The organism is uncultured Acetobacteroides sp. (assembly GCF_963667355.2).
In the GTDB taxonomy this organism is placed as follows: Bacteria; Bacteroidota; Bacteroidia; order Bacteroidales; family ZOR0009; genus Acetobacteroides.
The window spans coordinates 127,628-152,360 of sequence record NZ_OY763328.2 but is presented as its reverse complement, the minus strand read 5'-3'; the positions used below and the strand labels follow the sequence as shown (position 1 = coordinate 152,360).

Genomic DNA, 24,733 nt, shown 5'->3' with positions numbered 1-24,733 from the left:
ATGGCGATGAAAAGAATTTGTTGCTTGTTGCTTTGCTTTACTGCGATTTCGCAAGGGGCCTATTCGCAGGAAGCTAGGAACGATTACTTCCCTGATGGGACAAAGATTTCGGGCTGGTTTTTAGACACCACAAAAGTAGAGCTGTCGGATTTAGGTAAGGCGTACCTAATTACCGACTATGGGGTTGTTAACGATAACTTGGTTGTTCAAACTAAGGCAATTCAGGAGGTCATTGATGCTGCTGCTCGGCAAGGTGGGGGTGTGGTGGTAGTGCCTAAGGGAGTTTACATGAGCGGTGCCCTATTCTTTAAGCCGGGTACTAGTTTGTATCTCTCCGAGGGGGCAACGCTGAAGGGATCTAGTAGAATTTCCGACTACCCCATGAGGCCATCTCGTATAGAGGGGCAAAGTATCGACTACTATCCTGCCTTAGTAAACGCATACGGGGTTGATGGTTTTACCATTTTGGGTAAAGGAACAATTGATGGCAATGGTCTTGGCTATTGGAATGCCTTTTGGGAGAGGAGAAAGCAGAATCCGAGCTGCACCAACCTCGAAGTATCACGTCCTAGGCTGGTGTTTATATGGAATTGCCGCAATGTTAGGCTACAGGACGTAATGCTGGTAAACTCGGGCTTCTGGACCAGCCACTTCTATAAGTGTAGCAATGTAAAGATGGTTGATCTTCGCATACTATCCCCCGCTGCTCCCGTAAAGGCACCAAGTACCGATGCCATAGATATTGATGCTTGCACCAACTTTTGGGTTAAGCGATGCTACATGTCGGTAAACGACGATGCCATTGCCTTAAAGGGCGGGAAAGGCCCTTGGGCCGACAGGGATACCTGCAATGGGCCAAACGCCAACATCATTATTGAAGATTGTACGTTTGGCTACTGCCATTCGGCGTTAACTTGTGGAAGCGAATCCATACATAGTAAGAATGTACTAATGCGTAATTGTTCGGTTAACGGTTGCGAACGGTTGCTATGGCTAAAGATGCGGCCAGACACTCCACAACGCTACGAGCATATTACGGTTGAAAACATTCAGGGGCACGTTGGCAGCTTTCTATACGCTAAGCCATGGACTCAGTTCTTCGATCTGAATGGGCGTAAGGATGTGCCGTTGTCCTTTTGCGATAGTATTATTTTGCGAAATATCAGGTTGAAATGCAATGTGCTTTTTGATGTTGGAGTTAACAAGAATACCCATCTGTCGAACTTCATATTTCAGCATGTTGATGCTGAGGCCGCAAATGGCAGCATAGATAAGCGCTTGATAAAGGGCATTACCCTAGATGATGTAAAGGTAAATGGTGCGCTGCTGCGCTGATTCCTAGTTTTCTAGGTTTTGTAACGAACAGGGTGGTAGTATAGATGAGTTTACCTGCTTTTCAGAGAATCTATTCAACCCTCTTCGGGGTTGTTTCCATCTTACGTCCTAATTCCCCGAGTTTCACTCGGAGCTATTAAAGTTAAAGCCCTTACGGGCTTCAGGTTGTAGTAATGATAGGTTGTTTTATACTAATGCTGAGTATTATCGCATAATGGTTGTTAATCTACAATCCTGCAAGGATTGAATTGTAATAGCCCCGCTTGCAATGCGGGGAAACAACGTTCAGCATAATCTCAACCGCGGAGCGGTTGAATAGCGAGTCAGTAGCAGGACATACTCATCTAATTATGTTATAGAGTTAGTTCGAACATTGCAGAAGTATTAGGGGCGATAGAAGAAGGTGATTAATATAGGATAGGTGAATACCTAATCCTGAAATGGGAGCAATGTTGTGTGGCAAATGTGTTGTGCATTACAACAAGAGATGCTTCCTTTGCTATTATAAATTTTGTAGTGATGAAAAACTTATTCCTGTTGCTGCTACCATTTGCCTTGCTCTCATTCAGTGCAAAAGGAGACAGCGATAATTTCAGAAAACAGATTTCGCTGAACGGTAAGTGGCAGTTTGCCATGGATACTGCCAATGTTGGAGTACGTCAGAGGTGGTTTGTAAAGAATCTGAGCGAGGTGGTTGATCTGCCAGGTACAATGGATCAGAATAGGAAGGGATTTGTGAATAGGGATACCACCACAATGCACCTTTGCCGGCTTTACAAGTACGAGGGGGCTGCATGGTATAGGAGGAAGATATTTATTCCTAAAGATTTTCAGGGGAAGCATGTTGAGCTACAGCTCGAACGAACAAAGTCCTCGCAGGTATGGGTTGATAGTATTCTGGTTGGAGGATCGAGCCTGCTGCAGTCTGCGCAGCTGCTCGATGTTACCCGCTACATTACTCCCGGCGAGCATTACATTACCATCAGAGTAGATAACAGCTTAAAGCTAACTCCGTACGGGGGCGTGCATATTTATAGCGAAGATACGCAAACAAACTGGAATGGTATTGTAGGTAAGCTGCAGCTGGAGGCAACCGCAAAGACATACATCAGCAAGCTTAGGGCTTATCCGGATATTGACAGTCGGAAGGTGAATGTGAAGGTTGATATCGCTAATGGGTTAAACCTTAGGAATGTTGACCTGGTGCTAATGCTCGAGAAAACCCTTAATGGCAAGTCTGTGCAACTAAAGCCCTTAAAGGTAACAAAGGCCTGCGAGCCTACCATTATTCTAGAGTATACGCTTGGCGACGATTGCAGCCTTTGGGATGAGTACCAGCAACCGCTATATAAGATTACCGCTGTTCTTTCGGGGAAAAAGGTGAAGGATTCGAAGAGCGTAACCTTTGGGATGCGGCGCTTTACCGCAAAGGGTACGCAGTTCGACATTAACGGTCGTACAACCTTCTTGCGTGGTAAGCACGATGGCTGCGTATTCCCGCTTACCGGATATCCCCCAATGGATGTGGAAGGGTGGCTTCGCGTATTTAAAATTGCCAAGCACTACGGGATAAACCACTACCGATTCCATTCGTACTGTCCTCCAGAAGCAGCGTTTGATGCTGCCGATCGCGAAGGTATTTATATCCAAGCCGAGCTGCCATTTTGGGGAGGGTTGGAGTCGGATACCGTAGCTAGCAAGCTAAAGGATGAAGGGATTGCCATGCTCGACTCGTATGCAAATCATCCCTCGTTTGTAATGCTATCGGCTGGAAACGAAATATGGTCGGGGCACGATCGTGTAGAAAAGAATATGGTAGCGCTAAAGAGCTACGATAATCGCGTGCTTTACTCTATGGGATCGAACAATAACATTGGCTTTATGGAGCCTCGTGGTTACTCTGACTTCTTTGTGGGGGCAAGAACGCCCTACGCGCACGACACTATCTTGACGCATACCCGCTTGATGCACGCCTTTGCCGATTCGAAGGAGGGTGGTATCATTAATACGCAGGTGCCTTCGACGATGATTAACTTTGCGTATCCCGTTTCGCAGCTCAAAATGCCGTTAGTTAGCCACGAGATTGGACAGTATCAGGTATATCCCGATTACAGCGAGATTGCAAAGTATACAGGCGTTGTTAGGGCTTGGAACCTTGAGGTGTTTCGCAGTAGGCTAAAAAAGGCAGGGATGCTGAATCAAAATGTAGACTTTCAAAAGGCATCGGGAGCCTGGGCTGCTCTATGCTATAAAGCCGAGATGGAGGCTGCACTTCGCACAAAGGGATTTGCAGGATTCCAGCTGCTCGACTTGCAGGACTATCCTGGACAGGGATCGGCGCTAGTCGGAATTCTCGATGCGTTTATGGATAGCAAGAAGGTGGTAACCGAGCAGGATTGGCGCATGTCCTGTAACGATGTTGTGCTGCTGCTCGAATTCCCAAAGTACTGCTGGACAAATAACGAAATATTTAAGGCAAAGTTTGAGGTGGCCAACTACTCGGATAGGTCCATTGGTAATGGTGTTGAGTGGTTGGTGAAGAGACAGAATGGCGATATCCTTTATAAGGGGAACTTCGATTCTGCATCTATCGAAAATGGAGGTGTAAGGCTGGTAGGGGATGTTGCATTCGACCTATCGGCAATTAAGGGGGCCGAGAAGCTAACGGTAATCGTTTCGGTTAAGGGTAGCTCGGTCGTAAACAGCTATCCAATTTGGGTATACCCACAGCCTGATAGCAATCCTATTAATACAGATGGCATTGTTGTGACTCATAAGCTTACCGACGATGTTCTTGCTCAGCTGCAGCAAGGTGCAAAGGTGCTGCTTTTCCCTCAAACCGAGGATGTGAGTGCATGTAGCGTTCCTGGTTTGTTCCCTCCTGAGTTTTGGAATTATGGGATGTTTAAGGGAATCAGCGAATGGGCTAAGAAGCCTGTATCTCCTGGAACAATGGGGATACTAACCAACCCGAACCATCCGATATTTAATCAGTTTCCTACCGAATCGCACACCAGCTGGCAGTGGTTCTCTATTATAAAGGCAAGCAATTCTTTGATTTTGGATAGTACACCTTCCAGTTACAGACCAATTGTGCAGGTGATTGATAACCTAGAGCGGAACCACAAGATGGGGCTCATCTTCGAGTTTAAGGTGGGTAATGGTAAACTGCTGGTTTGCATGTCGCAGCTCGATAGGCTAACCAAGAACCCTGAGGCGGTACAGCTCTACCGTTCCATTGTAAACTACATGAAGTCGAATGACTTTACGCCTAGCTGTGCTGTGGATAAGGAGATGTTGGGCAAGTTGTTCTTGAAGTAATTAGTAGTGAATGGGGAGTAGTGAATGGGGAGTAGTGAGTAGAGAGTAGAGAGTAGATGAAGAAAATTGTATTACTTGTTGCTGCAGGGATGGCTTTTTGCAGCGCATTCTCGCAGGGTACCTGCAGGAGAATTCAAATTTCGAAGGATATCGAGCTGGTAAAGCTATCCGACAATGTCTACGTGCATGTATCGTATGCCGACATGGGACGCTTTGGGCGTGTTGCCTCTAACGGTATGGTGATTACAAGTGGAAACGAGGCTTTCCTCTTTGACACGCCTACAACCGATGCTGCTACAAAGGTGTTGGTATCGTACCTTAAGGATTCGTTGAAGCTACGTGTGGTTGGATTTGTGCCCAACCACTGGCACTCCGACTGCATGGGTGGTTTGAGGTACTTAACATCTATGGGAATTGAATCGTATGCTTGCGAAAAGACCATAAGCATTGCAAAGGCTAAGCATTTGCCTGTTCCTAAGCATGGCTTTATGGATTCGCTGTTGCTGAAGCTGGGAAGTAAGCCTGTAAAGTGCTACTACTTGGGGGCGGCCCACTCGTTGGATAACATTGTTGTTTGGATGCCATCGGAGAATATACTTTTTGCGGGTTGTATGGTAAAAGGATTAAGCTATACCGATTTGGGTAATACCGAGGATGGCGATGTTAAGGCTTACCCCAAAATGATTAAGAGGGTGATGGATAAGTTCCCTAATGTAAAGCTTGTTGTTCCGGGGCATGGAGCGTGGGGAGGCGTGGAGCTGCTAAAGCATACCTACGAGCTTGCCATTGGTGCTAATTCGAAGAAGCGATGATTTAGCATAACGAGCTTTAAATAGAAGAGCGCTACCCGTAACTAGTGGTATATTCGCTGCTCAAACGAGCAACTATGGAGAGTAAAGCATCATTTAAAAGTATTATACCAATTCAGGTAAGGTTTAGCGATGTTGATATGCTGGGGCATGTGTCGAATACGGTTTACCAGAATTACTACGACGCCGGCAAGCTGCACTACTTCGATGAGGTGCTGCCGGAGATGGACTTCGTTACAATTGGCGTGGTTGGGGCATCAATCAAAATAGACTATTTGAAGCCTATATACATGCGAACAAAGATTCTTGTTGAAACGCATGTAACACATGTCGGTAATAAGAGCCTTACCATGGGGCATCAGCTGGTGGAGGAGGAAACCGGAGAGGTGCTTTCTACCTGCTCGGTTGTTCTAGTGTGCTACAACATTAAGGATAAGGTTAGCATCCCTATCCCCGAAACCTGGAAGCAGAAAATTGCCGCCTACGACCCTGATGTTGCTATTAAGTAAACAACTGGATAATCACCATCCTTTTTAGTAAAATTGCATTCTAATTATAATCTTGTTACGAATGAAAAAAATAAGTCTATTGTTGCTGTTACTGGCAACTGTTCTCTGCTTTTCGTGCAGTAAGGACGACGATAAGGAGACTCCTGCCGACTATTTGGTTCTGGGAATTACCTCTGTTACCATTAATGGACAGCCGCTTAGCGTTACTAGTGGTGTGATGCTGGATGTGAACAATGTTAAGAATATGACAATAAATAGCGTTGAGAATCAGATTACAAAAAAGCATATCTCAATCAACTATGCTATATTGGACAACTCTGTGGTAACTCCAACGGTTAGTTTTACCAGTATCTATCCTGATGTTTCCATCGTTGTAGCTGAAAAAACTGGGGATAAGACTCATTCTTTCACCGTAACGGTAACGCGAAAGGGCTACGAGGAGCAGCTTACCTATACGTTTGTCTTTACGAAAATGTAATCTCTGCTGCTATCCTTAAGGCTACAGGTATTCGCCTCTACCGTCCCCTCTTCCTCTTAAGTGGAGTAGGATAGGAGAGGCTTTCTTAATTTTCAACCATAAAAAAGGAATCGATAATGATACTACGTGGTAGCGTGCTGTCGAATGTGCTGGCCATGGAAACTGGAATTACCGTTGTTACCCCCGGCATGCTAAAGGAGGAGGGAAACTATAAGGTGGTTTACCTTCTTCACGGACTGTTTGGCTGCAACACCGATTGGGCCAACTACTCGATGCTGCCGGTGTATGCCGCCGAGCACGACATCATCTTTGTGATGCCCGAGGTTGCCCGCAGCTTCTACACCGACATGAAGTATGGGCTAGACTACTTTACCTATGTGGCCGAGGAGCTGCCCTTGATATGCAAGAGCTTCTTCAACATATCGGCTAGGCGCGAAGACACCGCCGTTATTGGGGCTTCGATGGGCGGGTATGGTGCGCTGAAGTGCGCTCTGTCGAAACCTGAGCAGTACGGATACTGCGCGGCGATTGCTCCCGCCTGTCTCTTCTTGAAGGAGGGGATGGACTACCAGCGGGCTCATGGCAAAACCGAGGAGTTTAGCAACATGATTGGGGAGCGCCTGATCAATGATTTTGAAGCCGCCTTTGGTCCAGAATTGACATGGAGCCCTAAGTTCGAGATTGTGGAGCTGGCCAAGGAGGCGAGTCGCCAACTTGTTAAGCCGGAGCTCTACGTGGCCTGCGGCACTTCCGATTCGCTGTATGCCGAAAATATCAGATTCCGCAACGAGATGGAAACGCTGGACTTCGGTCTTACCTTCGAGGAGTGGGAGGGGAAGCACGACTGGTACTTCTTTAACGAGGCGTTGAGGCGAGCCATTAACCGCTACTTCTAGCTTACCGCCTTCGGACAAAGAGCAATATTTTACAATTTTTTCCGCTGGTCGAGGTCTACTTTTGTCCGCGTAACCAAAGTAAAAATGATTATGACTGCAAAATGCTTCGACAACGGAAGGCTGTACATTAACGATACCTGCATTGAGGTCGAACAGCTGGAGTGGAACGCGCATCCTACCTACAAGGGTGTATCCCTTAAGCATGTTATTAAGGGGGAAAGTACCGGTAGCAAGGTGAGCTACCATCTAGTAAGGGTGGAGCCCGGCTGCGAGATAGAGCTCCACAACCATCCTGGGAAAACGGAGATTCATGAGGTGCTGGAAGGCTCGGGCTTCTGTATGCTGGACGATAAAACGCTGGACTACCGTGTGGGGAATGTTGGCTTTATTCCTGCAGATGTCTACCACTCCGTTCGCGCTGGAAGCGAGGGGCTCTTCTTACTTGCTAAGTTCTTCCCCGCATTACTTTAAGCTTAAAAGATGATGAAGACCGAGCAGGAAAAGATCGTTCGCTTTGAGGTTGGCTGCGGGAAGGCGCAAGCGGTAACCCATGGCTACAACATTGTAAACGCTTTCCCTGCCCATTTTCACGCCACCTACACCTTGGGCATTGTGGAGGCTGGCGAGTGTGCGTTCCACTACCGGGGTAGTACGGTGAACCTAGCGCCCAGCGACATCTACATGGTTCAACCCTTCGAGCCGCACTCCTGCCGCTCGATAAACGGACAGGGACATAGCTACAAGGTGATATCTTTAGCGATGGATGGCCGCTGCTACTTTCCCAACCTGGTAGTCCATAGCCCTACGCTGCTGGCGATGATTCGGGAGTTTCATACCCTGGCCGAGTACGACCGGCACTCGGTGCGGTTGACGCCTCTTTTAGCGGCTATCGTTGAGGAGGTGCTTAGCCATTCGCTGCAGGATGGCGGCTCCTGCCTAACCGATGAGGCATCGCACAGCATCCAACGGGCAAAGCGCTACATCGAGGATTGCTGCCTACAGGAGCTTTCGCTCGGCCAAATGGCCCAAGCGGCCAACCTAAGTGAGTACCACTTTAACCGCTACTTCCACCGCTGCTACGGCCTGTCGCCCTACGCCTACTACCTGATCTGTAAGGTGAAGAAGTCGCAGGAATTCCTGCTTACTTGCAACTCAGTGCTCGATACCGCCTACGGCATTGGCTTTTTCGACCAAAGCCATTTCACTAAGCTCTTTAAGAAGCACGTTGGCGTTACTCCTGGGCGATACCTGAAGGATAATAGGCAGATCAGGTAGCAGCCCTTGCAGCTTGGTGGGTTTCGCGTCAAACTCGTCGAGTCCAACGTCCAGTTCGGTGAGTTTTGCATCAAACTCGTCGATTCCAGCGTCAAACTCGGTGAGTTTCGCATCAAACTCGTCGAGTCCAACGTCCAGCTCGGTGAGTTTAACATCAAACTCGTCGAGTCCAACATCCAGTTCGGTGAGTTTAACATCAAACTCGTCGAGCCCAACGTCAAACTCGGAGAGTTTCGCATCAAACTCGTTGAGTCCAACATCAAACTTGGGAAGTTTAACGTCAAGTTCGTCGAGTCCAACATCAAACTCATTGAGTCCAACGTTAAGTTCGGCGAATCTAGCGTCAGGCATGGTAGGCGCTACCTCTCCCAGCAGGTTGCGGCTGTTCTTCTTTCGCCTTCCGATTGGCTGTATTACGCTTTGGCGTTGCCCGTACAATTAGTACCTTTGCGCCATTCTGCAAGAATTCCTGCTGTAGGAGACCACTCGCTGGCCCATTCCCCATAAAAGCAGCAGGGCATCCCCCGCAAGTAGGTGCAGCCGTAACCTGCATCGTGCATATCATTCGTATTGCCACTGGGGGATAAGCATACCGATAATTCAACGCGCTAACTTGTTGTACAGGCTATTTGTTGCAGGCTGAAGTTTTGAATTGTACTCTACTTATGATGAAGAATAATATTGCTATCCGAAGCGTAGTTCTGGTAATAGGACTGTTTATTATGGCTTTTGGCGTTGCCCTTTCGGTAAAGGCCAACCTGGGCACGTCGCCCATTTCGTGTATCCCGTACGTGTATAGCCTGGGCTACCCCATTACAATAGGCACGGCATCTATTGTGATGAATCTGCTGCTCATCCTGCTGCAGGTGGTGCTCCTGAGGCGCAGCTACCAGCTGGTGCAGCTGCTGCAGCTACCCGTGGCGCTGTTCTTTGGTGTTTTTATTGATGTTGCCATGCACCTGCTATCGGGCGTTGATGCTACCAGCTACTGGACGCAGTGGCTGCTGTGCCTGCTTAGCTGCGCGATTCTTGCCTTTGGGGTTTTCCTGGAGGTGAAGGCAAAGGTTACCTACCTGGCGGGCGAGGGGCTGTCGCTTGCCATCGCCAAAACATTCCATGTTGAATTTGGAAAGGCTAAGGTAGGGCTCGATTGCTCGCTGGTGGCTATTGGGGTGGTCAGCTCCTTTCTGTTGCTGCACGATTTGCAGGGCATCCGCGAGGGTACCATCGTCGCAGCGCTGCTGGTGGGCACCATTGCCCGGTTCTACGGGAGTAAGCTAGCGGTACTCGATAAGTACATTGGCGTACCAACTCCTGCCGAAGAGGTAGCCGTCGAAGCGGCGGGTGGCGCTGTCGAAACTCGAATGGTTATTACCATAGCGCGCGAGTACGGAAGCGGCGGCCACGAGATCGGTGAACTGGTTGCCCAAAAGCTGGGCATCTCGTTTTACGACACCGCGCTAATCGACCTGTCGGCTGCCGAAGGTGGTTTTACCCCCGAGTACGTGAAGGTGCACGAGCAGAAGCTGGCCAACAGCCTGCTGTTCGACCTCTACGAGCAGAACTACGCCTACGTTAACGAGGAGATGCCGCCGCTCGACTCGCTGTTCATGGTGCAGAGCAAGGTGATCCGCGATATTAGCAAGCGCGAGTCGTGCGTGATTGTTGGGCGCTGTGCCGACTTTGTGCTGAAGGGGCATCCGCATTGCCTCAACGTGTTTGTTCATGCCGACAAGAACTACCGAATTCAACGAATTGTTGAGAACTACGGCGTTGCCCCAGCCCTAGCCGAAAAGGAGATGGAGCAGAAGGATAGGGAGCGAATGAACTACAGCAGGCACTATACCCATAGGGATTGGAACGATACCAAGAGCTACCACCTTACCATCGATAACTCGCTCTTTGGTCCCGAAAAGTCGGCAGCGCTAGTTGTCGATGCGGTGCAGAAGATGATGGAGAGGGAGGGGTAAAAAGATACAAGACGCAAGATGCAGGTATCAAGACTTACGACAGGAGTTGTAGGGGATTTAGGGGTGAATGCAGCGCTTAAGAAACAGTTGCAGCGCAGGAAATCCCTAGTTGATACTCTCCAGTTAAGCTGGTCTCATTTTACTGGAATCGGTAGGCAATACCTGCATTAATGTTGATGGTGGTAATGCGCATGTCTGTCCCTTCGAAATTGGGTTTGGTGGTAAAGTAATCGCCCGTTACTAGCAGGCTCAATCTGTTGGTGAAGTGGTAGCGAAGGGCTGCTCCTACGTCGAAACCAGCACCGTTGGCGGTGGTATTTCCGAAGTTGTCGATATCCAGCTTGGCAGAAACAAAGCCCGCCATCGCTTTTAGGTCGAAGCTAAGCTGGTTGGTTATCGGCATGGTGTAAAGTCCTCCGCCCATTAGACCTCCATAGCTCCAAGTGGCTTCCATTCCGCTTCCGTTGGTTTCTACCTTGTGTGCAGCTCCAAACCAGAGCGCTGTTACCCCTAAGTTGCCTCCAAACGTGTAGCCTAAGTTCAGCAGGCTAATGTTAAGCCCAACGTTGGCGCCCCCTGCATTATCGGAGTACTTGCTCGCAAAATCGCCAACAGGGATAGAAGGGCCTAGCGTCATCCCAATAAAACCTCTTCGAGCCGAGGTTTGGGCGAATAAGGATGCGCTTATGGCTATCGCGAAAAGAGCTAAGATCAACCTTTTCATCGCTATGCGTATTATATCGTCCTACTCGTTTGGCTTTTCGGTTGCGCCCCGTTTGCTATGGTTTCCGGACTCCATTATATTTTCGAGCATCAGGAGGGTATCAGCATCAGCTTATCCCGTACACCTTTCGGTAGTGGTAGCCATAAACCGCAAAGGTCATGGCGTCGGTAAGCATTTGGGGATATCGGGTAAGCGTCCATATCAGGAACTTCCAGAACTCGGCTCGCCCCTTCTTTACAATTCCGATGATGAATATCGACTTTACAAATGCCGCTAGGTTTGCTAGTTCAAACCGCTTTCGTTGCAGCTTTGTTCGTTTGAAGCCCCGCAAATAGTGCCGAACTCTTTGGTAGTAGGGTTTCACCGAGTAGATGCTTGTTACAACTGTTCGGTATCCCTCCACCAGCTCGTCGTAGCTCATCATGGGGATGAAGTTGGTGGTAAAGTCGGTGTTGTTACCCGGGCGCTCGTTGACGAGCCTGTTTTCGGATAGAAGCCGGTTGTAGAGCGTCGTGTTCTTGGGGGCTGTCAGCATGCCCACCATGGCGGAAACGATTCCGCTTCGCTGAATGAAGTCTATCTGGCGCTGAAAGATGGAGGGGGTATCGCTGTCGAATCCAACGATAAATCCGGCGGAGACTTCGAGCCCTGCCTTTTGTATTTTCGCCACGCTCTGAAGCAGATCCCTGTTGTTATTCTGGATCTTGTTGCAATCCTTCAGCGCTTTCTCCTCGGGCGTCTCAATGCCGATGAAGGTGTAGGTGAATCCCGTATCGCGCATGAGCGAGAGCAGCTCGTCGTCGTCGGCAAGGTTGATGGATACCTGAATGCTGAAGGTAAACGGATGGCCATGCTGCTGCATCCACGCTTTCATTGCGGGGAGCAGGTTGTGCTTAACCTCGTGCTTGTTCCCGATGAAGTTGTCGTCAACAATTAGCACGAACCCACGCCAGCTTAGCCGGTACAGCTGGTCGAGCTCGGCGATAACCTGGTGGGTAGGTTTCATCCTCACCCGATGGCCCAGCAGCGAGGTTATCTCGCAGAAGTCGCAGGCAAACGGGCATCCGCGCGATACCTGGAGGCTCATGGTGATGTAGTCCTTCATCGGCAGCAGCGAGTAGTCGGGAATTGGCGTTTCTGCCATGTCGGCAAACTCGCTGGTGCTGTAAACTCTCTGAGGGGGTAAGCCTTCTCGGATGTCTTTTAGGAAGGGAGGGAGCGTTAGCTCCGCCTCGTTAAGGATGAAATGGTCTACTTGGGGGTAGCTGGCGTAGTCCTGGGTAAAGAGCGGCCCTCCTGCCACCACCTTCGTTTGGTGCTTTCGGCACTCGTTGATCACCTTGGCCGCGGAATCCTTTTGCGTGAGCATGGCGCTGATAAAAACGTAGTCGGCCCAGCGGATATCCTCCGAAGCGAGCGGCGTAACGTTCATGTCTACCAGCTTCCGATTCCATTCGGCAGGGAGCATCGCCGATACGGTGAGCAGGCCCAGCGGAGGAAATGCGGCCTTCTTGGAGATAAAGCGGAGTGCATGCTTGAGGCTCCAGTAGGTGTCGGGATATTGCGGGTATACCAGTAGGATGTTCATCATTCTTATGCTGATGGTGGATATGTGCTAAATGTACGACCCTAGCTACTGGCGGATAAAGGCTTTGCGAATTAATCGCTGGTAATAAGTGGTAATTATTGGTAAGCCCTTTGTCGTTGCCTTTATCCTAGGACAAGAATCCTTAAAAACTACGTTGCAGCATTCTATCCTATTGGTGACGCTGCTGCTTATTTATAATTTAGTTGGTAAGTGTATTGATGTACAGAGTCGTATGTGCTGTTTGCTTCTTTTGAAGGCAGTTGCTCTGCGGCTTATTGCGTATGCGCAACGGTCCATTGTAGGTCTGCAACGCTTCATTGTAGGTTTGCAACGGCTCAATGCGTATGCGCAATCCACCCTTGCATGCCGAAAGGTTATGGTAAAAAAAGGGTGCCAAATTTTTGTTTGGCACCCTTGCAAAGCTCGTTAGGCAGCGGTTTGCGCCGCTACTTGGTTTCCTTTAGGATGACGTCGTGCGCACCACCTTCGATGATGCTGGTGGATGATACGAGCGTTATCTTGGCATTATCCTTCAGCTCGGGGAGGGATATCGCTCCGCAGCTGCACATGGTTGATTTTACTTTTCCGAGGGTAAGGTCTAGGTTGTCCTTCAGCTTTCCGGCGTAGGGTACGTAGCTGTCTACGCCCTCTTCGAACTTCAGGTTGCTGCTTCCGCCCATGTCGTACCGCTGCCAGTTGCGGGCGCGGTTCGATCCTTCGCCCCAGTACTCCTTTACGTAGTTGCCGCCAATCATTATCTTCTTGGTGGGGCTCTCGTCGAAGCGGGCAAAGTATCGGCCCATCATGATGAAGTCGGAGCCCATTGCCAGCGCAAGCACCATGTGGTAGTCCTGAACGATACCGCCATCAGAGCAGATTGGGATGTAGGTGCCCGTTTTTTCGTAGTACTCGTCGCGGGCCTGTGCCACCTCGATAACGGAGGTAGCCTGTCCGCGTCCAATACCTTTCTGCTCGCGGGTGATGCAGATGGAGCCGCCTCCGATGCCCACCTTGATAAAGTCGGCACCAGCCTCAGCTAGGTAAAGGAAGGCGTCCTTGTCGACAACGTTGCCGGCGCCGATCTTTACGGAGTCGCCGTACTTTTCGCGAACGAACTCGATTGTTACCTTTTGCCACTCCGAGTAGCCATCCGACGAATCGATGCAAAGCACATCTACGCCTGCATCAACCAGCGCAGGAATGCGCTCCTTGTAGTCTCGGGTGTTGATGCCTGCTCCAACGATCAACCGCTTGTGCGAGTCGAGCAGCTCGTTGGGGTTTTCGTTGTGGTTGTCGTAATCCTTGCGGAAGACGAAGTATCGGAGGCGCTGGTTTTCATCAATAATGGGTAGGGTGTTGAGCTTGTGCTCCCAGATGATGTCGTTGGCTTCGTTTAGCGATATCCCCAGGCTGCCGGTAACCAGCTTGGCGAATGGGGTCATAAAATCCTTTATCTTTTTGTCCACCGGATCTTTGCTTGGGCGGTAGTCTCGGCTGGTTACCAGCCCGAGCAACTTACCGTTCGACGATCCGTCATCGGTGATACCAATCGTAGAGAACCCTTTTTGCTCTTTTAGGTCGAGCACATCCTGTAGGGTATGCTCGGGGGTGAGGTTGGCATCGCTCACCACAAAGCCTGCCTTAAACTTTTTCACCATTCGAACCATCTTCGCCTGCTCCTCGATGGATTGCGACCCAAAGATGAAGGATAGCCCGCCGTTTTGGGCCAGCGCAATGGCCATCTTGCTGTCGGATACCGATTGCATGATGGCGGATACGAAGGGGATGTTCAGCTCAATTTCGGGTGCTTCCCCTCTTTTGAACTTAACTAGCGGCGTTTTTAAGCTTACCCGATCGGGGTTGCACGTTTTTGATGTTAGCCCTGGAATGAGCAGGTACTCATTAAACGTTCTGGAGATGTCGTGAATGATGTGTGCCATGGGGTTTGTCTTAAAGGATCATCGGGATAAAAGATGCACAGGGTGCATTCTTCACTTTTTTGTATTGGCGGTAAAGATAGTGAAAGTTTACGGTTTGTGCTGTGTAAAGTAGGCAGATGTGGGGGATTTCGCGTTTTAGAATACGTCTTTCTCATTGTACTATATCATTGCAAATACGTACGACATGGGGATTTGGAGGTTGGTTTGATCTTGGTATTTCTCGATTCGTTGTATGGTTGCTTCGCCTTGGCCTTTTACCTTTTGGTAGAGTTCCTCGTAATCGGCAAAGGATTGAACGGTATCGTGCTGCTCTACCTTTCTGGGGCTGAAGGTGTCTATGGCATTCCAGCTGGCGGTGGCCTTTTCTCGTTCGTCGACAATGTATGCCCACTCTGAGGTTGGGTAGTGGTCGCTTACTAGTATGTTGGACGAGAGCGTTAGCGCATGGCTAATGGCGGCTCGGGCATCCTTCATCTCGTGAAGGCAAAACTCGAATAGCACGATGTCGGCTGTTTGGGTGATGTCCTCAAATTCAGAATGGATAAGGGTGAACTTATCGGAGAGGTTTGCCTTTTGCAGGTTTTCCTCCAGCTTTGCTAGTGCGTACTTGTCGTTGTCTACGGCGTAGACCTTCTTGGCGCTTCTTCCGTATTCGATGAACTGTCCTCCGCCAGCACCTACGGATACTATGGTTTTATCGGTAAAATCGTAGAACGATAGGAGGTTGGCTACTATTTGTTTGGTGTCTGTTGCCATGGTGAATGATTTTCGGGGGAGGTGGGGGTGAATTAAAGAGACGGGGGGGAGACCCTTTTAATGGAGACGGGTTTGAAATTCTTTTAAAGAGATGGGGTTCAAACAAAAGAGACGGGTTTGAATAAAGGAGACGGGTTTGAAACCCGTCTCTACGGTTACAACGGTTTTATCATCTCGTACTGTTTGCCGAGCTGGGTGATGTTCTTCGATGTTAGGAATGCGGTGATTGGTTCGCAGGGGGCTTCGGTGTTGATGGCTTTAATGGAGCTGTACCTGTTGTGCTTTGTAATCTCGTTTATTAGGGCTGAGGCTATACCTTTTCTTCTATACGCTTTGTCAACGGCAATTTGGGTGATGTCGCCAGAGTTTGGCTCGAATATGCAGTAGCCAATCAGCGCCTGTTGGTCGAATGCTCCTGTTATTGTAAAGTCGGCAAGGCATCTGGATACGGCCTCGAAGCTGTTCTGCCACGATGGGGCGAAGTCGCAGAATTCCATCATCCTCTCCTTGTGCTCGAGCGTAATATTCTGAAGGGTGTAGCCGTTTTGTAGCGGCTTATCGGCAAGGACAACCTCCGAGGCGCTTTGCTTGAAGTAGCAGAACTCCCGGCTAACCTCGAATCCCAGTTTACAGTAAACTGAAACTGCGTTGGTGTTGTGCTGTAGAACCTCTAGCAGGTATTGCGATACTCCTGCTTCCTTTAGATAGGGGATCGAGTAGTTGAAGATCTTTGATGCAATTCCCTTGCCTCTGTATTCCTTAAGCGTACCTGTTCCTGTATCGTATGCGGTTTTGATGCCGCAGAAGTTACCTATCCCGTTAAGGGTAAAGGATACCAGCTTGCCGTTGTCGAATGCGCCAAACGAAAGTTCGGGAAGAAACCCTCGGCGGGTAAGCATAACCTTAAGCTCGTCTTTGGTAACTTGAACTTCGTAGTCGGAGAAGGCTTCGTTGAATGCTTCAAATATGGTGTCGAAGCTGGTGGTTTTGAGCAATTGAATGTTTTCCATAGTTGGTGAGATATTATTTTAGTTGGTGTTGTCCTTTTATAGAATATAGGGTTTCCCCCGTCTCGGTAAACCATGTTTGGAGACGGGGAAAAATCTATTTTCAAGGGGATGGGGATGAACCCTCTTTTGTGAGAGGAGGATTTGAAACCCTTTTTAATGAGACGGGTTTGACCCCCGTCTCTACTCGATGTTCAGGGTTCGTTCTTTGGGGTATTTGACGGTGTACTTTAGGTCGATCTCCTTTTTTGCTGATGGATCGAGCTTAAAGGTCCACTTAACTTCACCCTTATCCTTGTTGAGGTTGCCTCCGGAAAGGTCCTCTGTGTTTACCTCAATCTCATCGTTTGTTGATACAGGTACTTGATCGTAAAGGATCATGCTAATGGGCGCTTTCTTTCCGTTACGTACTGAGATGTGCCATGTGCGGCTATCCTCCTTCTTGCTTGCGAACAGCTTCTTGGTGGTTAGCTCCTTTACCTTATCCCTTTTTACAAGTACGCTTTTATCTCTTCCGAGCGATAGGCTAAGGGTGTCGGAGATGTGGCGTACGTCGAGCACCGATTTGCCCACAAAGGTGTTTTCGAAGAAGATGTTGGCTTCGCCTTCGAGGAGGTTGTACTGCTCCCAATTGGTGATGTTGGCAATCAGGAAGGCATCCTTATCGACCTTGGGAACGCAGTAGTACTCGAAGCCGGCATCAACCGCGTAGCTCTCTATTTCGACGGTGGTGCTCTTGTTGTCGGAGCTGATGGTGTAGGGCGTTTTTATCTCGAACTCTACAGCCGTTTGACTTTCGACCTGCGCTACGGGGATGGCTAGGCTGCTTGTACCTCTGATGCGTAGCGGCTTTGCTACTGCTCCTGTTCCTGTTTCTTTTCTAGTAGGGGCTTCTTCCATTTCAGAATCTCTTCGTATGCCATAGGCGGTAACTACAACCTCATCGAGCCTTTGCTCTAGTGGTTTAAGGTAGACGTTCATGGTTGAGCTGTTGACCCGAAGAACCTGCGACTGGTAGCCTACGAACGATACCTCCACCTCGCAGCTGCTGTTGGGGAGCGATAGCGAGTAGCTGCCGTTTACATCGGATGCGGTTCCTATGGTTGATCCTTTTATGATGATGGTTGCTCCGGGGATTGCCTCATTGCTCGTGGCATCGATAATACGACCCGATACCTGGTTGTTGGTAACGTTGTAGCGGGGTGGGTTGGTGGTGTAGTCGAGGAGGTAGGTTTGCAGCTGTGGCGCTACGTTGCCTTGGCTTGGATTGGTGGACGATAGCTTTAGCCTAACATTTTTCCAATCTTCGAGGGTGTTCTGGTGTATGTTCGCCTTGTAGGTTAGCTCGATGGGGTCTTCGATGCTTTTGGCTCGGATATCGTACGAGGGGAACCATCCTGCATTGTTCACGAAGTAGCTGAGTTCCATTTCGCATCGCATGGGGCTTTGGGCATCTACCTTTACGAGCACTTCGCCTGTTGGCTGCTTCGGAGTCGTGCTAATCTGCTTGATCTGATTATCGACCTGCCTCTTTTCAGTTTGAAGGTTATCGATGTTCTTGTTTATCTCCAGCTCCTTCATCTTTAGGGCGGCTATTCGTTCGCGGTAGAAGTTGGAGGTCTCTTTTAGGTTATTGAGGCTTACCTCCTGATTCTTTCCTCCAATGGTTCGGTTATCCTTGAGGAATTGAAATTCCTCGTTAACGATGTCGAGGCTTGTCTTCTCTACCGTTAGCTTATCCTCTATTGTTTTCTTTTTTGCCAGGAGCTGATCGATGTTCTTGCTTTGCGCAGCGCTGTCGGTATAGTTTAGCTGGTGGTTTACCGATAGCACGGTGATCTGCCCGTTTACCTTTACCTGAACGCTTTTGGCATCGAGGTAGGGGGATAGTCCAACAAACTTTAGTGTCGATTTTCCAGGGGTGATGTCGACCATCTTCTTACGGATTACCTGTGCGCCATTGATGAATACGGTGGCGTCGGTGATATCCGATTTTACGACAATTTCCTTCTTTTCTTGGGCAAATGCTCCGGTGCATAGCACCATTAGAACGAGGGTTAGGATCTTCTTCATCGTCTGAGGAGATTATGTTTGTCTATATTTTAATTTCATAAATATAATTATTGGTATGGGAAAAATGAAATAATGTGGAGACGGGGGCTACCTCGTTCCATCCAAAATATGAGAGAGGGGGGGCGAACTTTTTGGGACGGGATTAAAATCCTTTCTATTGAGACGGGTTTGAAACCCGTCTCTACGGTGGGAATGGGGGGAAATAAAAAATAAAGGACAAAATTATTTGGTAATTACGAAACATTCGTACATTTGCGAATGTTTCGTAATAAATTAATCATCATGGAAAAATTAACGCCACAGGAAGAGGAAGCAATGCTTCTAATTTGGGAAATCGGTAGCTGTACGGTAAAAGATATACTAGAGAAGTATACGCCACCAAAGCCTCCATACACAACGTTGGCTTCGGTAGTTAAAAATCTCGAGCGAAAAGAGTTTGTAACCTCACGCAAGGTTGGTAATACATTCGAGTATACGCCTTGTCTAACGCACGAGGAGTATACCAAAACCTTTATGTCGGGGGTGGTGAAGAGCTACTTCAGCAACTCGTACCAAAATCTGGTGATGTTCTTTGCCCGCGATCAGAAGATATCGTCTGGCGAGCTAAAGGAGATTATCGATATGATCGAAAAGGGAGAGGAGGGTAAGGAATGATAGAGTATCTAATAAAATCGGCAGCATGGATTACCATTTTCTACCTGTTTTACCGCCTGTTCCTTGTTAGGGAGACCTTCTACCGGCTTAATCGAATTTTTCTGCTATTGGGGATGGTTCTTTCGCTTACGCTGCCTGCTGTAAGCTTCACTGGATGGTTTTCGCGACAGAGTGTTGTTAAGGATGTGGTAAAGGTCTACTTTAAGTCGGAGGTTGCTCAAAACGTAGCCACGCCTGCTGTGGCTAGTAATATCCCCGCTGTAGATGCAGCTGTACCTCGACCTTTGCCAGTGGGGGCGGTAAGCTGGTTGTTGGTTGCGTACTTTACCATGCTTGCCTTTATGCTTCTGCTATTTCTGTACAATCTTGGTCGGATACTGCTGGTTAGGCAAAAGGCTTGCTGCTCGCAGATTGGTGGCACAAGGGTATACGAGGTGGAGGCTAATTCGGCTGCTTTTACCTTTTTTAAATGGATCTTCCTTAATCCTTCGATGGTTAACAAGGAGGATGTTGCCCAGATTATTGAGCACGAGCGTATTCATGCCCATAAACTGCATTCTGTGGATCTGATGCTTGCCGAACTGATCCGGGCAGCTCTTTGGTTTAATCCGTTGGCATGGCTCTACAAGCGTCTTGTTGCCCAAAACCTGGAGTTTGATGTGGATAGCACAATTCTTCAAAAGGGATATAACCGTAAGGTGTACCAGTATAGCCTACTAAATGCAAGCGTATCGAAAGGTGGCTTTGCGTTGGTGAGCAGCTTTAACATTAATCATTTAAAAACACGTATTGCTATGATGAACAAGAAAAGATCGACGAAAGTAAGCATGGCTAAGGTACTGCTGATGCTTCCTGTTGCGCTAATGGTTGCGCTGGTTCTCTGCTTTAGCGATGTAAGGGCTCGTATTGCATCGTCGTACCTAAAAATGGAATCGCAGAAGGTGGTAAAGGCTTCCGACAAGCAGAAAGGTAAGGGGGTACAATTTCGATTAGATGGTAGATCGATGATCTCTGACGCAAACGGGAGCAGTGTATTATATGATCAGGTAAAATTCTCTATTGTACCTAATAAGAGCGCGAAAGATGGGAGCAACGATAAGGAGTTCGTTGTTATTGATGGACAAAGAGTAGCGGATGATGTGGCTAATAGAATTAACGGCAACATCTATGAGGTATGTGCTCACTATAAACAGGAAAAGAAAGATGTGCTTGGAATAAACCTTGGCGATAACGCTAAGCGTTCTGGCTTTTTCTTTTTCACGGAGTCTTACTGCCGAAAAAACGGGTTAGGAGATAGCCGGGAATACCTTCTTAATGGCGATGTTCGCTACATTCTTAACGGTGCTGTGACTTCAAAAGAAGGCCTTTCATCGGTGATGTCGAAGAGCGTTGTTTCGTACGATTTTGTGAAACCGCATGCCGATACGCTGGGGGTGACGGTTACTCCGAAAACTTTGCTGTTGATTGTAAAAACGAGATAATTACGAGAGGTAGGTATGGGGGGATTTTTAAGACGGGTACTGCCCACTGCTGTCCGCTAAAATAATTTAAGGTTTGAATTGCTTACAGGTTGAAAGTTCTCCGATAATTCAGCCTTGGCTAGGAACTCTTTTAGGTTCTCCTTTTCAAAAAGCGAAACGCTCAAGATTCGAAGTAATTCAAATGGCGATGACTTTGACTTCAATTCGACACCGACTAGAGCTACCAAGCAGTAGGCGATAATGCCTACATATATTTGGATTTTTACAGAGTTTTCGGAAGTTCCGTAAAATTGCTTTATCCTTAAATGCTGCTTTATCCATTTGAAGTACATCTCAATTTGCCATCTACACTTGTATAGGTATGCGATTTTATGCGCCTCTAAATCGAGGTTATTCGTAAAGAATTCTAGAGTTGCTTTCTTCTCTTCGTTGTAGTAGTAGATTATTCTCAGAGGTTTTTGATACCGAGCTTTCGCCCAACGATTCGACAATCTTATTTTTAAGTCGCGTAAAATGCCTTTTTCATGGACATCGCAGCTACATTCCTCTATAATTTCGAAGTTCATTTTCTCTTTCCTTCGCACTACAAAAAATGCACCTGCTTCATCGATTTTGTTAAGAGATAACAGTTTGACATAGGCTTTGTCGAAAATGTAAAATGCATCCGGTTCGTATTGAAAGTAGTCCATAACGCTTTGATCCCTGACGTCATGGTCGGTGATTACATTGTAAACCGGAATGCTTGTAAGGATGTCAAACATGGTGTGAACCTTAATTCCTCCTTTCCCATTTTGCACCTTGGACCACGAATACGCTTCCCATTTTAAAGTAACTGTTGTTGAATCCAACGCAAGCACACGATGAGGGATTCCCTCCATGAACAGCCCTTCGATGTTACCCCTTTTATCTTGAGCTATCTTAACAACTCGTTCAGCAAATAGCCGAAATATTTCCACATTTCGCTTCTCATTTGCTTCAGACAGCGTTGTGCGGCAAACGCTTTTGCCAAAGCCTAAACGATAAAACTTTGACCGATGCGCATTAAGCGATCCGATGATGTCGCGTAAACTTTCCCGGGCTGTCAGCTGAGCCCACAGCATAACCAAGAAATGGTTCCAGCAGGTAAACGATTTTATGTACTTGTTGCCATCGTACTTATTGACCAAATATTCGAAGTAGTCCTCAGGCAAGAACTGGCATAATTGCTTAAAAATATAGGTTCCACTATTCATTGCTTACAGTTTGTAGCTTGTCGCAAAAGTAAGCATCTGATATGTTCCGACTTTATCGCAACTGAATTAGCAATTAAACATCAATGTGTTAGTAGGTGTTTTAATAATATTTCCCGGACACTAGTGGGTACTGCCCGTCTTTTTTATTGGGGATGGGGTTGAGAATTTTTTTATTGAGACGGGTATTGAAACCTTTTATAGAGAGACGGTTTTGAAACCCGTCTCTACGTGCGGATGAAATTGGGGTGGAGATCATTTTTCCCATTTGGCGGGGTTGTCGTGAATGTATTGGCGGATTTGTTGCAATTCGGGTTCGTCGCGGATGATGCGGTCGTAGAATCGGGTTTGCCAACGTGGGGTGCCGGGGGTATCGTTGATTTTGTTGATTTGACGGGATGAAAATGTTTTGAGGGCGCGAACGAATTCGAAAATGCCATGGGATTTTGTAGAGACAGGTTTCAAACCTGTCTCTTGCATTCCGGGGGAGACGGGTTTGAAACCCGTCTGTACGATGCCATTGCCGCCATCGATGCCATCATTTCCATTATCGCCCCCATCGGAATTGTTGTTAATCATTATAATGCAATGGATATGATCGGGCATGATGACGAATGCATCCAATATCAAATTGGGGTAATGGTTGGGTAAGTCGTGCCAGCATTGTTCGACGATATTGCCGTTGAGGTTGAGGTGCATTTCGCCGTTGGTGATGTGGCCGAATAGGTTTTCGCGGTTGTAGGTGCAGATGGTTATGAAATATGCCCCATAGGTGGTGTAGTCCCAATTTTGCAGGCGGGTGGTCTCGATGCGGTATTGGTTTTTGTATAGGGTCATGGTGGTGGTTTTGTAGATACGGGTTTTAAACCCGTATCTTGTGTTTTTGATTGAGATGTTTTTTGTTGAGAGACGGGTTTGAAACCCGTCTGTACGTACGCCCGTCTGTACGCCAGTATTGTAGGGGGTATCAATTTAGTGAATTTTTTGGGAAATGTGTAGTATCTTGTGTTTTTTGATTGAGATGTTTTTTTGATTGAGAGACGGTTTGAAACCCGTCTGTACAACCCGTCTCGACACCCGCCTATGCTGTGCGAATTATTGATCGATGAATTGTGCGATATCCATATCTAAATAAAAAAGGGCGAAAATAATCTTCGCTCTTTATGGTTTTGCGGATTGGTGCTAGATGATGATGGTGCTTTGCAGGGGGCTCCATGGACCCGAGAGCTCGGGATGCTTGGTGTTGTGCCAGCGAAAGTAGATGTAGAGGAACATTCCCATTTTATGGGCTCCGGTAGGGAGCATAAACGATGCCTTGGTGGAGATTTCCTTATCTAAGCCGTTATCCTCAACCGAAGATGGAGCAGTAGTACCAACCGTGAAGAGATACTGTACGCAGTCGGCAGTATCGAGGATGGATGCTCGCGATCCCTTGCTGTAGCACTTAACCATTACCGAACCGCCACCAATGGGCTTAAGCGTGGCCTCTACCAAGTTGGAAATGGGTGTTTGAGGTATAGAACGGCTCTGCTTTGGTCCAGATCCATTGCGGATGCCAAAGGTTTCGAGATCGGTGATGGTGGCCTTGGGGGATATGGCGATGCGGGCCAAGAAGTGCTGGCTCACGTTAAATGTGTCCGCTTCGTCGATAATGGAACGTAGCTCGTCGTTTATGGCTTGGGTGCGAAGGTTGTATTTATCCGAATACTTGTCGTATGCAATAATCCATTTCTTACCTATTCCACTCCAGGTGGTTAACATTTCGACAGGTATGTCTAATCGTTCGCTGTTTTTTGGTGTTCCCTCTAGCATGTAGCTGTTGGTGTTTCGAATGAACGTGTTGAAGTTACCGTAGGTACGTGGAACGTTTGTGGTAATTGTTGTTGCCATTTTGTAATGTTTTTAAATTTGACATTTGAGTGCATTTGGGCGATGTGGGATGCTTATCGTTTTTATTCCCGATCGCGTTAAGTCAAATTTACGAAGGCATAGTGGGGCAAAACGTAGTCCATTTGGCTCTATTTTTTTATTTACCACAAAGGACACGAAGGATATCACAAAGGGAACAAGTTTTAAATTGAATACTCTGTGTGCTCTGAAATTTTGTGTCTTCGTCCGCTTCGAACAGAACCCACGACGGGGATGGTGTGGCTAAGGCCACGGTGTTTAAGGAGGGAGGTGGATGCTTTACGTGTGATTTGTTTGCCGTTGGGTGGTATGCTTATATAATAGAGTCTGTTGCCTGATAGCAGCACGTTATCCCCTCTTGGGAGGGGTGTAGGGGTGGGTTCTTTCTTTTTTCATTTCGTTGGTTGGTTTTTGTTTTAATGAGACGGGTTTCAATCCCGTCTCTACGGGTGTTGTCTTCCATCTCCTTTCATTTCTTTGTGCCCAAAGAAACGAAACAAAGAAAGGCTATCGTGGCTTAACTCGCAGACTTCGGCGTGGGGTGTTCTTCGTCTATATAGGTTTGCACGCGCATTGGAACTTTACGTCTTATTTGGAATTGTGATCGCTTCGTCCGCTTCGAACAGAACCCACGACGGAGATGGTGTGGCCAAGGCCACGGTGTTTACGGAGGGAGGTGGATGCTTTACGTGTGATTTGTTTGCCGTTGGGTGGTATGCTTATATAATAGAGTCTGTTGCCTGATAGCAGCACGTTATCCCCTCTTGGGAGGGGTGTAGG

At 47.9% G+C, this 24,733-nt stretch carries 20 protein-coding genes; 11 read left to right on the top strand and 9 right to left on the bottom strand.

Features of this window, described 5'->3' with window-relative positions; all coding sequences use genetic code 11:
* The first annotated feature begins 6 nt into the window (after positions 1–6).
* The 9 genes from ACHZA1_RS00700 to ACHZA1_RS00660 all read left to right on the top strand — a co-directional run bounded on the left by ACHZA1_RS00700 (position 7) and on the right by ACHZA1_RS00660 (position 10,593).
* On the top strand, positions 7–1,335 hold the full coding sequence (locus ACHZA1_RS00700; protein WP_320053317.1) for a glycosyl hydrolase family 28 protein: 1,329 nt from the start codon (positions 7–9) through the stop codon (positions 1,333–1,335).
* Positions 1,336–1,854: 519 nt separating this feature from the next.
* On the top strand, positions 1,855–4,656 hold the full coding sequence (locus ACHZA1_RS00695) for a sugar-binding domain-containing protein (protein WP_320053316.1): 2,802 nt from the start codon (positions 1,855–1,857) through the stop codon (positions 4,654–4,656).
* Positions 4,657–4,745: 89 nt separating this feature from the next.
* On the top strand, positions 4,746–5,468 hold the full coding sequence (gene bla, locus ACHZA1_RS00690; RefSeq protein WP_394701085.1) for a subclass B1 metallo-beta-lactamase: 723 nt from the start codon (positions 4,746–4,748) through the stop codon (positions 5,466–5,468).
* A gap of 74 nt (positions 5,469–5,542) precedes the next feature.
* On the top strand, positions 5,543–5,974 hold the full coding sequence (locus tag ACHZA1_RS00685; protein WP_320053314.1) for a thioesterase family protein: 432 nt from the start codon (positions 5,543–5,545) through the stop codon (positions 5,972–5,974).
* Positions 5,975–6,035: 61 nt separating this feature from the next.
* Positions 6,036–6,452: a hypothetical protein gene (locus ACHZA1_RS00680; RefSeq protein ID WP_320053313.1), complete on the top strand. Its 417-nt coding sequence runs from the start codon at positions 6,036–6,038 to the stop codon at positions 6,450–6,452.
* A 116-nt stretch (positions 6,453–6,568) separates the two neighbouring features.
* Complete coding sequence (locus tag ACHZA1_RS00675; protein WP_320053312.1) at positions 6,569–7,348, top strand: alpha/beta hydrolase family protein; 780 nt, start codon at positions 6,569–6,571, stop codon at positions 7,346–7,348.
* An 84-nt stretch (positions 7,349–7,432) separates the two neighbouring features.
* Positions 7,433–7,819, top strand: a complete 387-nt coding sequence (locus ACHZA1_RS00670) for a cupin domain-containing protein (RefSeq protein ID WP_320053311.1) — start codon at positions 7,433–7,435, stop codon at positions 7,817–7,819.
* Positions 7,820–7,828: 9 nt separating this feature from the next.
* A complete protein-coding gene (locus ACHZA1_RS00665) occupies positions 7,829–8,623 on the top strand; it encodes an AraC family transcriptional regulator (protein WP_320053310.1) in 795 nt (264 codons plus the stop codon).
* A 665-nt stretch (positions 8,624–9,288) separates the two neighbouring features.
* Positions 9,289–10,593: a cytidylate kinase family protein gene (locus ACHZA1_RS00660; RefSeq protein WP_320053309.1), complete on the top strand. Its 1,305-nt coding sequence runs from the start codon at positions 9,289–9,291 to the stop codon at positions 10,591–10,593.
* Positions 10,594–10,732: 139 nt separating this feature from the next.
* Here ACHZA1_RS00660 and ACHZA1_RS00655 read toward each other — a convergent pair whose 3' ends face one another.
* From ACHZA1_RS00655 to ACHZA1_RS00630, 6 genes are all read right to left on the bottom strand, one after another.
* Positions 10,733–11,317 carry an outer membrane beta-barrel protein gene (locus ACHZA1_RS00655; RefSeq protein WP_320053308.1) on the bottom strand — a complete coding sequence of 195 codons (585 nt, stop codon included), beginning with the start codon at positions 11,315–11,317 and terminating at the stop codon, positions 10,733–10,735.
* A 106-nt stretch (positions 11,318–11,423) separates the two neighbouring features.
* Positions 11,424–12,908 (bottom strand): DUF4070 domain-containing protein, encoded by a 1,485-nt coding sequence (locus tag ACHZA1_RS00650; protein ID WP_320053307.1) that lies wholly within the window; start codon positions 12,906–12,908, stop codon positions 11,424–11,426.
* Between the two features lie 443 nt (positions 12,909–13,351).
* A complete protein-coding gene (locus ACHZA1_RS00645; RefSeq protein WP_320053306.1) occupies positions 13,352–14,845 on the bottom strand; it encodes an IMP dehydrogenase in 1,494 nt (497 codons plus the stop codon).
* 159 nt (positions 14,846–15,004) lie between these two features.
* Complete coding sequence (locus ACHZA1_RS00640; protein ID WP_320053305.1) at positions 15,005–15,601, bottom strand: methyltransferase domain-containing protein; 597 nt, start codon at positions 15,599–15,601, stop codon at positions 15,005–15,007.
* 155 nt (positions 15,602–15,756) lie between these two features.
* Positions 15,757–16,611 carry a GNAT family N-acetyltransferase gene (locus ACHZA1_RS00635; protein WP_320053304.1) on the bottom strand — a complete coding sequence of 285 codons (855 nt, stop codon included), beginning with the start codon at positions 16,609–16,611 and terminating at the stop codon, positions 15,757–15,759.
* Between the two features lie 180 nt (positions 16,612–16,791).
* Positions 16,792–18,681 carry a mucoidy inhibitor MuiA family protein gene (locus ACHZA1_RS00630; RefSeq protein WP_320053303.1) on the bottom strand — a complete coding sequence of 630 codons (1,890 nt, stop codon included), beginning with the start codon at positions 18,679–18,681 and terminating at the stop codon, positions 16,792–16,794.
* 282 nt (positions 18,682–18,963) lie between these two features.
* On the opposite strand from ACHZA1_RS00630, the gene ACHZA1_RS00625 reads away from it, so the two are divergent.
* Together ACHZA1_RS00625 and ACHZA1_RS00620 are read left to right on the top strand one after the other, a co-directional pair.
* Positions 18,964–19,335, top strand: a complete 372-nt coding sequence (locus ACHZA1_RS00625; RefSeq protein ID WP_320053302.1) for a BlaI/MecI/CopY family transcriptional regulator — start codon at positions 18,964–18,966, stop codon at positions 19,333–19,335.
* Positions 19,332–20,816: a M56 family metallopeptidase gene (locus ACHZA1_RS00620; protein ID WP_320053301.1), complete on the top strand. Its 1,485-nt coding sequence runs from the start codon at positions 19,332–19,334 to the stop codon at positions 20,814–20,816. Before ACHZA1_RS00625 ends, ACHZA1_RS00620 begins: the two co-directional genes overlap by 4 nt.
* A gap of 56 nt (positions 20,817–20,872) precedes the next feature.
* On the opposite strand, the gene ACHZA1_RS00615 is transcribed toward ACHZA1_RS00620, so the two are convergent.
* The 3 genes from ACHZA1_RS00615 to ACHZA1_RS00605 form a co-directional block, all read right to left on the bottom strand.
* Positions 20,873–22,048 (bottom strand): IS4 family transposase, encoded by a 1,176-nt coding sequence (locus ACHZA1_RS00615; protein WP_320051689.1) that lies wholly within the window; start codon positions 22,046–22,048, stop codon positions 20,873–20,875.
* A 252-nt stretch (positions 22,049–22,300) separates the two neighbouring features.
* The gene (locus tag ACHZA1_RS00610) at positions 22,301–22,882 is read right to left on the bottom strand and encodes a transposase (protein ID WP_320053300.1); all 582 of its coding nucleotides are present in this window, start codon (positions 22,880–22,882) and stop codon (positions 22,301–22,303) included.
* Positions 22,883–23,227: 345 nt separating this feature from the next.
* Positions 23,228–23,935 carry a hypothetical protein gene (locus ACHZA1_RS00605; protein WP_320053299.1) on the bottom strand — a complete coding sequence of 236 codons (708 nt, stop codon included), beginning with the start codon at positions 23,933–23,935 and terminating at the stop codon, positions 23,228–23,230.
* Between the last annotated feature and the right edge of the window lie 798 nt (positions 23,936–24,733).

Coding starts and splice junctions, on each gene's coding strand:
- bla (WP_394701085.1), top strand. CDS start 4,746: ATGGCTTTTTGCAGCGCATTCTCGCAGGGTACCTGCAGGAGAATTCAA.
- ACHZA1_RS00605 (WP_320053299.1), bottom strand. CDS start 23,935: ATGGCAACAACAATTACCACAAACGTTCCACGTACCTACGGTAACTTC.
- ACHZA1_RS00620 (WP_320053301.1), top strand. CDS start 19,332: ATGATAGAGTATCTAATAAAATCGGCAGCATGGATTACCATTTTCTAC.
- ACHZA1_RS00625 (WP_320053302.1), top strand. CDS start 18,964: ATGGAAAAATTAACGCCACAGGAAGAGGAAGCAATGCTTCTAATTTGG.
- ACHZA1_RS00670 (WP_320053311.1), top strand. CDS start 7,433: ATGATTATGACTGCAAAATGCTTCGACAACGGAAGGCTGTACATTAAC.
- ACHZA1_RS00695 (WP_320053316.1), top strand. CDS start 1,855: ATGAAAAACTTATTCCTGTTGCTGCTACCATTTGCCTTGCTCTCATTC.
- ACHZA1_RS00615 (WP_320051689.1), bottom strand. CDS start 22,048: ATGAATAGTGGAACCTATATTTTTAAGCAATTATGCCAGTTCTTGCCT.
- ACHZA1_RS00660 (WP_320053309.1), top strand. CDS start 9,289: ATGATGAAGAATAATATTGCTATCCGAAGCGTAGTTCTGGTAATAGGA.
- ACHZA1_RS00640 (WP_320053305.1), bottom strand. CDS start 15,601: ATGGCAACAGACACCAAACAAATAGTAGCCAACCTCCTATCGTTCTAC.
- ACHZA1_RS00685 (WP_320053314.1), top strand. CDS start 5,543: ATGGAGAGTAAAGCATCATTTAAAAGTATTATACCAATTCAGGTAAGG.
- ACHZA1_RS00635 (WP_320053304.1), bottom strand. CDS start 16,611: ATGGAAAACATTCAATTGCTCAAAACCACCAGCTTCGACACCATATTT.
- ACHZA1_RS00675 (WP_320053312.1), top strand. CDS start 6,569: ATGATACTACGTGGTAGCGTGCTGTCGAATGTGCTGGCCATGGAAACT.
- ACHZA1_RS00655 (WP_320053308.1), bottom strand. CDS start 11,317: ATGAAAAGGTTGATCTTAGCTCTTTTCGCGATAGCCATAAGCGCATCC.
- ACHZA1_RS00680 (WP_320053313.1), top strand. CDS start 6,036: ATGAAAAAAATAAGTCTATTGTTGCTGTTACTGGCAACTGTTCTCTGC.
- ACHZA1_RS00630 (WP_320053303.1), bottom strand. CDS start 18,681: ATGAAGAAGATCCTAACCCTCGTTCTAATGGTGCTATGCACCGGAGCA.
- ACHZA1_RS00650 (WP_320053307.1), bottom strand. CDS start 12,908: ATGATGAACATCCTACTGGTATACCCGCAATATCCCGACACCTACTGG.
- ACHZA1_RS00700 (WP_320053317.1), top strand. CDS start 7: ATGAAAAGAATTTGTTGCTTGTTGCTTTGCTTTACTGCGATTTCGCAA.
- ACHZA1_RS00665 (WP_320053310.1), top strand. CDS start 7,829: ATGATGAAGACCGAGCAGGAAAAGATCGTTCGCTTTGAGGTTGGCTGC.
- ACHZA1_RS00610 (WP_320053300.1), bottom strand. CDS start 22,882: ATGACCCTATACAAAAACCAATACCGCATCGAGACCACCCGCCTGCAA.
- ACHZA1_RS00645 (WP_320053306.1), bottom strand. CDS start 14,845: ATGGCACACATCATTCACGACATCTCCAGAACGTTTAATGAGTACCTG.